The following is a 6,564-nucleotide window of genomic DNA, read 5'->3' as shown; positions in this document are numbered from 1 at the left end:
CTCGCCCTCGAAGCCGTAGGCCTTGGCCTTGCCGGCGTTCAGGGTCACCACCTGCGCGCCCTGGCGGAAGCTGGTGGCGAAGTTGTCGTAGTCGTAGCGGAAGACCGAGCCCGCCAGGTACAGGCGGCCGTCCAGCAGCTTGCCCTTGGCGCCGGCCTCGTAGCTGTCGACCGTTTCCGAGGCGACCACGTTGAAGCGCGCCGCGCCCAGCGGGGTGGCCGGCGCGCTCGACGAGATCACGTCCGGACGGCGGCCGCGCGCGTAGGAGGCGTAGAGGCTGAGGTCCTCGGACGGCGCGTAGCGGCCGACCAGGCGCCAGGTGACGCCGCTGTCGTCGATCTTCTTGCGGAAGGTGTCGCCGTTGTTGGTGGTCGGCTGGGTGATCAGGCCCACGGTCGGCAGGGCGGCGCTGTTCACCGCGTTCGGCTGGGCGGCCAGGAACAGGTTGGTCGGCGTCGGGGCCGCCAGCAGGATGCCCAGGATCGAGCGGCCGTTCTGCACGGTCGAGCGATAGGCAGCCTCGCGATCCTCGCTGGTGTAACGGATCCCGGCGGTGATCTCGAACTTGTCGGTCAGCTTGAACGTGCCGTCGGCATAGACGTCGTAGGCGGTGTTCTCGCCGTAGTTGGCGAACTCTTCCCTGTGGACCGGCTTCAGGTTCGAGACGATGCCCGGCGCGATCGAGGACGGGATGCCGAAGCCCAGCTGCAGCACCTGCGCCAGATAGGCGGGGTTGGTCAGCACCGCCAGCGGCTGCGGGTTCGGGCGGCTGATGCCCAGCGGCGTATTGCCGGCCAGCAGGGCCAGCACCAGGCGCTCGTCGAACTGGCCCGGGATGCGCCACGAGCCCGTCTCGTGGAAGTAATTGGCCCCGACGAAGCCCGAGAAGCGACCGCCGGCGTCATAGCGCAGGCGCAGCTCCTGGCTCTGCTGGCGGCCTTGGGCGTCCTCGGCGAAGGTCAGGATCGGCAGGCTCGCGCCATCCGGATCGAACACCTCGGTCGAGTGGAAGGCGCGGCTGGCGGTGATCGACGACAGGGTCAGGCTGTCATTGATCCGGTACTCGGCCAGGGCCGTGACGCCATAGACCTTGCGCTCCAGACCCAGCGGCTTGCCGCCCTCGAAGCCGACGCCCGGAGCCAGGGTCGCGGCCGAGCCAACGTCCGTGTTGCCCAGGACCTCGCCGGTGAGCGGGTTGGTCGGGTTGAAGGTGTGGCTCTTGAACGAGGTGGCGGTCGTGGAGTCTTCCTGATAGTTGCCGATCAGGTCCAGCTTCAGCGGGCCCGGCTCCAGATGATAGGCGGCGCGCACGGCCTTGGTGTCGGTCGAGTTGTAGGCGTCGCCGCCGGCGGCGTCCTTGACGTAGCCGTCGTTCTGGCGGGCGCGCGCGGCGATCCGCAGGGCCGAGCCGTCGCCGAACGCGAAGTTGACCATGGTCTCGCCGACCAGATAGCCGCCCGTGCCGCCCTCGGCTTTCAGCAGCCACTCGTTCTTGCCCGGATTGGCCTTGTTCTGCACTAGGTTCACCGCGCCAATCAGGGCGCCGCGCCCGAACAGGGTCGACTGCGGGCCCTTGGCGACCTCGACCCGCTCCATGTCGAACAGCTCGACATACGAGCCGCGCGAGCGCGAGATCGGCACGCCGTCCTGATAGATCGACACCCGCGTCTCGTCGGTCGCCGAGCCGCTGTCGGAGGTGATGCCGCGCATCACGAAGCCGGAATTGTTGTTCGACTGGTTCTGGACCAGGAAGCCGGGCGTGAAGGCCGACAGCTCGTCGAACGCCTTGACGCCGATCGCCTCCAGGAACTTGCCGGAATAGGCGGTGACGGCGACCGGCACCTCGACGGGATCCTGGGCGCGCTTCTGGGCGGTGATGACCACCTCGCCCAGCCGGGTGTCCTGCTCGGCGCTCGCCGGGGCCGCCGGGTCATCGGCGGCGAAGGCCGGAGCGGCGGCGACCAGCGCCAAGAGACTGGCGGTCAACAGCGTGGTGGTGCGGAAAGCGCGCATCGACTATCCCCCTGGATACGAAACTCGATCTGGCCCGTAGGCATGAGACGTGTCGCCAACGCGACGGACGTGTGAAGGAGCGATGAAACCCCGGTGACGCGCGCGGAAGACAGGCTGGACGATGACGCCCTGGACGAGGAAGTCTTGGGCGACGACGCCTTCGACGAAGGCGCCGGCCCCGAGGAGGGCCTGGGCGAGGTCCTGACCGCCGTCCTGCCCGAGGGCCAGGCTGGCCAGCGCCTCGACAAGGCTCTGGCGCCGCTGTTCCCCGATCTGTCGCGCGCCCGGCTGCAGGCGCTGATCGCCGAGGGGCGGCTGTCGGCGAACGGCCAGCCGGTGACGGACGCCTCGCGCAAGGCTCGCGCCGGGACCTACGTCCTGGTCGTGCCGCCGCCGATCCCGGCCGATCCCGAGCCCGAGGCCATCCCCCTCGTCGTCCTCTACGAGGACGAGCACCTGATCGTGGTCGACAAACCGGCGGGCATGGCCGTCCACCCCGCGCCCGGCAGCCTGACCGGCACGCTCGTCAACGCCCTGCTGCACCATTGCGGCGACAGCCTGTCGGGTGTCGGCGGCGTGGCGCGGCCGGGCATCGTCCATCGCCTGGACAAGGACACCTCCGGCGTCATGGTCGCGGCCAAGAGCGACGCGGCCCACAAGGGGCTCTCGGCCCTGTTCGCCAGGCACGACATCGACCGGCTTTACGTGGCGCTCACCCGTGGCGCGCCCTCGCCGTCCGCCGGCACGATCACGACCCAGATCGGCCGCTCGCCCGGCGACCGCAAGAAGATGGCGGTGCTGCGCTCGGGCGGCCGCGAGGCGATCACCCACTACCGGGTCGAGGCCGCCTTCGGTCCGCAGGACAGGCCCCTGGCCGCGCGGGTCGCCTGCCGGCTCGAGACCGGCCGCACCCACCAGATCCGCGTCCACCTGGCCAGCAAGGGCAGCCCCTGCCTCGGCGATCCGGTCTACGGCGCGAGCCCGCCGGCCGCGCCGGTGCGCGAGCAGATCCAGGCGGCGGGGCTGAAGCGTCAAGCCCTGCACGCGGCGCTGCTGGGTTTCGTCCATCCGATCACGGGCGAGGCTCTCCGTTTCGAAACGCCCCTGCCCGCCGACATGGCGGCGCTTCAGAAAGGGCTGGAAACGCTTTGAACCCTTGGGAACGCGTAACGGGCCAAGCTTGCGCCGACGCAACAAAAGCGCCCTAATTGCGCTGGCTTGGCGCGGTAGAGCCTGTCGGGTTCGAATGGAATTCGATCCCGTTAAACAGGCTCGTCTTCCAAACAAGTAGAGCGTGATAGCCGCCGAAACCGCTCACACTTTCGGCTAGCACGCTCTAGTGTCGTAGCGTGTCATTCCGGAGCTTAGCCATGCGGCGTTTTATCGCGATCCTCGCCGTCGGCCTCTCCGTCGCCGCGCCCGCCATGGCTGCGCCGAATGGCGACGACGAGGTGATCGCCACCGCCCAGGCCAAGCCGACCGCCCAGGTCCTGACCGCCGCGCCCGCCGCCTCCACCGCGGCGACGGCCACGCCCTCGCGCCCGATGACAACGCAGGAGCAGATCGCCGCCTTCTTGGCCGCCAATCCCGCGCCCCAGTACGACGACGGCCCGCGCGGCCTGCTCCCCGCCGACCGCGACGAGGACGGCAAGCGCAAGGTCCATGGCTCGATGGGCGTCTCGGTCGGCACCGGCGGCTATCGCAGCGCCTACGCCTCGGCCCTGATCCCCGTGGGCGAGAACGCCACGGTCGGCGTCGCCGTCTCTAAGACCGACTTCGGCAAGCACGGCGGCTTCTACGCCGATCCCTATTACGGCGGCGGCTACGGCGGTTATGGCTACGGCTATGGCCGCGCGCGCGGCGCCTCGCAGCAGTCGATCGCTCTGTCGGTGATGGCGGGCGGCTCGGGCCGGGGCGACGACACGCCCGTCGGCTGCGCCCCCGGCTTCCGCGACGGCGGCCGTTACGTCGAGCCATTGTGGGTCGAAGGCTTGCGCGACGGCGCCCATCCCTGCGCCGCCGTCGCGCCCGCGCGCTAAAGCCGGGCGCCCTGACGGCGAGGACAAGTGTAGACCGCCTCGCCGCCGCGCGCGCCAAGTCTATGGACAGAGCTCGTTGATCTTGGCTCCGGAGGTTTCTCCCCGAGCCGCGCTCATTTTGGGTTCTCGGTGCGACCCAGGTCTGCCGATCCGTCGCGAAGCGCTGCCGGGCCGTCGAATAAGTCCGATTTCATGTGTCGTCGTTCGCTGATGCTTAACGGCTTTGCGGCCAAGGTGTCCGCTTCGGGACTAGGGCACACTGGATGCAGCCGGAAATTACCGCTTATCGCCATCCCGCAACCGGGACGGTGACCTATCTGATCGTCGATCCGGCGACATTCCTCTGCGCCATCGTCGATCCCGTGCTGGATTTCGACCCGGTCACCGAGGCCGTCGACACGAGTTTCATGGACAAGATCATCGCCGACATCCGCGCGCGAGATCTCGGCCCGACCTGGATCCTGGAAACCGCCCTCCACACCGGCCATGTCTCGGCCGCCGGCCACGTCAAGTACGAGACCGGCGCCTCGATCTGCATCGGCGCCCGCGTCGTCGACAGCCTGAAGCGCCTGGCCCCGGCGCTCGGCGAGGACGGCGTCGACCTGGACGGCTGGGACTTCGACAAGCTGGCCCAGGACGGCGAGGCCCTGCCCATGGGCGGGCTGGAAATCACCGCCCTGGCCCTGGACGGCCGACTGCCCGGCGCGGTGGCCTATCGCCTCGGCGACGCGATCTTCACCGGCGACGTCCTGCTGGCCCCGGCCGAGGGCGCGGGCCGTTGCGACGTTCCCGGCGCCGACGCCGGCAAGACCTTCGACGACGCCCGCAAGGTGCTGGCCCTGCCCCCGGCGACCCGCGTGCTGCCCGGTGTCTGCGCGGCCGGCGCCGGCGAGTCCACCGTGGCCGAGGAGAAGGCCGCGAACGTGCAGTTGAACGACGGCGTGGATCGGCTGAACTTCATCGCCCTGCGCACCGTGGCCGACGCCCTGCTGCCCGAGCCGGTCCTGGCCGCCGCCGCCCTTCGCGTGGCCGTGCGCGCCGGCCGCCTCCCGCCGGAATCCCCATCCGGCCAGCGCTTCGCGCCCGTGGACCTCGCCAAGCTCTAGGCTCCTTCCGTTTTCTTTCGCAATGGACTTGCGTCGCGACGCGCGGCGCGGATATGGTTCGCGCGCGAAACATATGAAGGACCGCCCATGGCCGAGGATTTCAGCGCCGCTCTGACCGCCGGCCAGGCGGGCAGCCTGCCCGATCTCCTGGGCCTGGAGTGGCTGGAGGCGACCTCGGGCCATGTGAAGGGCCGCTTCGACGTCGACAAGCGCCACATGGCGCCCAACGGCTTCCTGCACGCCGCCAGCGTCATCGCCCTGGCCGACTCCGCCTGCGGCTATGGCTGCATGGTCTCGCTGCCGGAGGGCGGGACCAGCTTCACCACCATCGAGCTGAAGTCCAACTTCCTGGGCACGGCCCGAGAGGGCGGCGTGGCGGTCGAGGCCAAGCTGGTCCATGGCGGCCGCAACACCCAGGTCTGGGACGCCGTCGTGACCCACGAAACGACGGGCAAGACCATCGCCCTTTTCCGCTGCACCCAGATGATTCTGCGGCCAAAAGTCTGAGGCGAAAAAAGCCGGGGGGAAGGGGTTGCGTCCCGCCGACGACGCCGCTAGTTATCGCGCCCTCGACCTCGGGGCCCTAAAAAGCTCTCGAAAAAACACCTGTGGAGAGGTGGCAGAGTGGTCGAATGTACCGCACTCGAAATGCGGCGTGCCTGGAAGGGCACCGTGGGTTCGAATCCCACCCTCTCCGCCACTCCTTCTTTCGCCAGCTTCCGCTACGATCCGCAGAAGCGCGAAAAATCCCGATAAAACCGACACTTGGTTTTCAGCCTCGATCGGGGCCGCTTGGCCGCTTCCGCTGGCATTCGTGAGCGAAAGCGTCGATGGGAAATGGCGAGCCTGATCGAAGCGCCGCGCGAAGGTCAGCCCCCGACGGGCGCATCTGCGCCTTCAGGTTCACAACGACGGATCAAAGTCGTGCATCTACTGGTACGCGCCCCTCGCGGGCCCGCGCGAGCTTCTGACCGAGCGTACGGACTGACCGGCGTAAGCACTGGGGTCGGCGATGACGGGGTCAAACAGTCCCGAACCGGGTCTGGCTCGTTAGCGCCCCGCATCTAAGGAAGAACGCGAATTTGGCAGTTGCGACCCCGCTATCGCTCCTGTATCGAACGCCCTCTTCGCCAACGCTCGCTCTGCGTTGACCCGGATGGCCCGGTGGCGGAGTGGTGACGCAGCGGACTGCAAATCCGTGCACGCCGGTTCGATTCCGGCCCGGGCCTCCACCACTTTTCAAGCACTTAGCTCCTTTGGCTATCGACCAGTTTGCAGGTCGGTTTGCAGAATTCATTCCCGGTTCAGCCCCGCGCGAGTCGCGCGCTGGACCGTTGAGCGGTCACCCCGGCGATCGCGTCACGATCAGCGTAGGTGTCCAGCGAGGCCGGATCGCGCAGGGTGTG

General features: G+C 68.7%; 5 protein-coding genes and 2 tRNA genes. 6 read left to right on the top strand and 1 reads right to left on the bottom strand.

The window, feature by feature from the left end:
- Positions 1-2,013: TonB-dependent receptor (locus VJ655_RS00605; RefSeq protein WP_324097446.1), on the bottom strand; the 2,013-nt coding region annotated here is incomplete at its 3' end.
- A gap of 144 nt (positions 2,014-2,157) precedes the next feature.
- On the opposite strand from VJ655_RS00605, the gene VJ655_RS00600 reads away from it, so the two are divergent.
- From VJ655_RS00600 to VJ655_RS00575, 6 genes are all read left to right on the top strand, one after another.
- Positions 2,158-3,165 (top strand): RluA family pseudouridine synthase, encoded by a 1,008-nt coding sequence (locus tag VJ655_RS00600; RefSeq protein WP_414646907.1) that lies wholly within the window; start codon positions 2,158-2,160, stop codon positions 3,163-3,165.
- 218 nt (positions 3,166-3,383) lie between these two features.
- A complete protein-coding gene (locus VJ655_RS00595) occupies positions 3,384-4,052 on the top strand; it encodes a hypothetical protein (RefSeq protein WP_324097445.1) in 669 nt (222 codons plus the stop codon).
- Positions 4,053-4,315: 263 nt separating this feature from the next.
- The gene (locus VJ655_RS00590; protein ID WP_324097444.1) at positions 4,316-5,158 is read left to right on the top strand and encodes an MBL fold metallo-hydrolase; all 843 of its coding nucleotides are present in this window, start codon (positions 4,316-4,318) and stop codon (positions 5,156-5,158) included.
- 87 nt (positions 5,159-5,245) lie between these two features.
- A complete protein-coding gene (locus VJ655_RS00585) occupies positions 5,246-5,665 on the top strand; it encodes a PaaI family thioesterase (RefSeq protein WP_324097443.1) in 420 nt (139 codons plus the stop codon).
- Between the two features lie 103 nt (positions 5,666-5,768).
- Positions 5,769-5,858, top strand: a tRNA-Ser gene (locus VJ655_RS00580).
- 458 nt (positions 5,859-6,316) lie between these two features.
- Positions 6,317-6,390: transfer RNA gene (locus VJ655_RS00575), tRNA-Cys, on the top strand.
- The last annotated feature ends 174 nt before the right edge of the window (positions 6,391-6,564 follow it).

It is taken from the genome of Caulobacter sp. (assembly GCF_035254145.1).
Lineage (GTDB): Bacteria > Pseudomonadota > Alphaproteobacteria > Caulobacterales > Caulobacteraceae > Caulobacter.
This window is presented reverse-complemented; position numbering and strand designations above follow the sequence as displayed.

What these genes read in the sequence shown, in the direction of transcription:
- VJ655_RS00590 (WP_324097444.1), top strand. Translation starts at nt 4,316, where the DNA reads ATGCAGCCGGAAATTACCGCTTATCGCCATCCCGCAACCGGGACGGTG.
- VJ655_RS00585 (WP_324097443.1), top strand. Translation starts at nt 5,246, where the DNA reads ATGGCCGAGGATTTCAGCGCCGCTCTGACCGCCGGCCAGGCGGGCAGC.
- VJ655_RS00595 (WP_324097445.1), top strand. Translation starts at nt 3,384, where the DNA reads ATGCGGCGTTTTATCGCGATCCTCGCCGTCGGCCTCTCCGTCGCCGCG.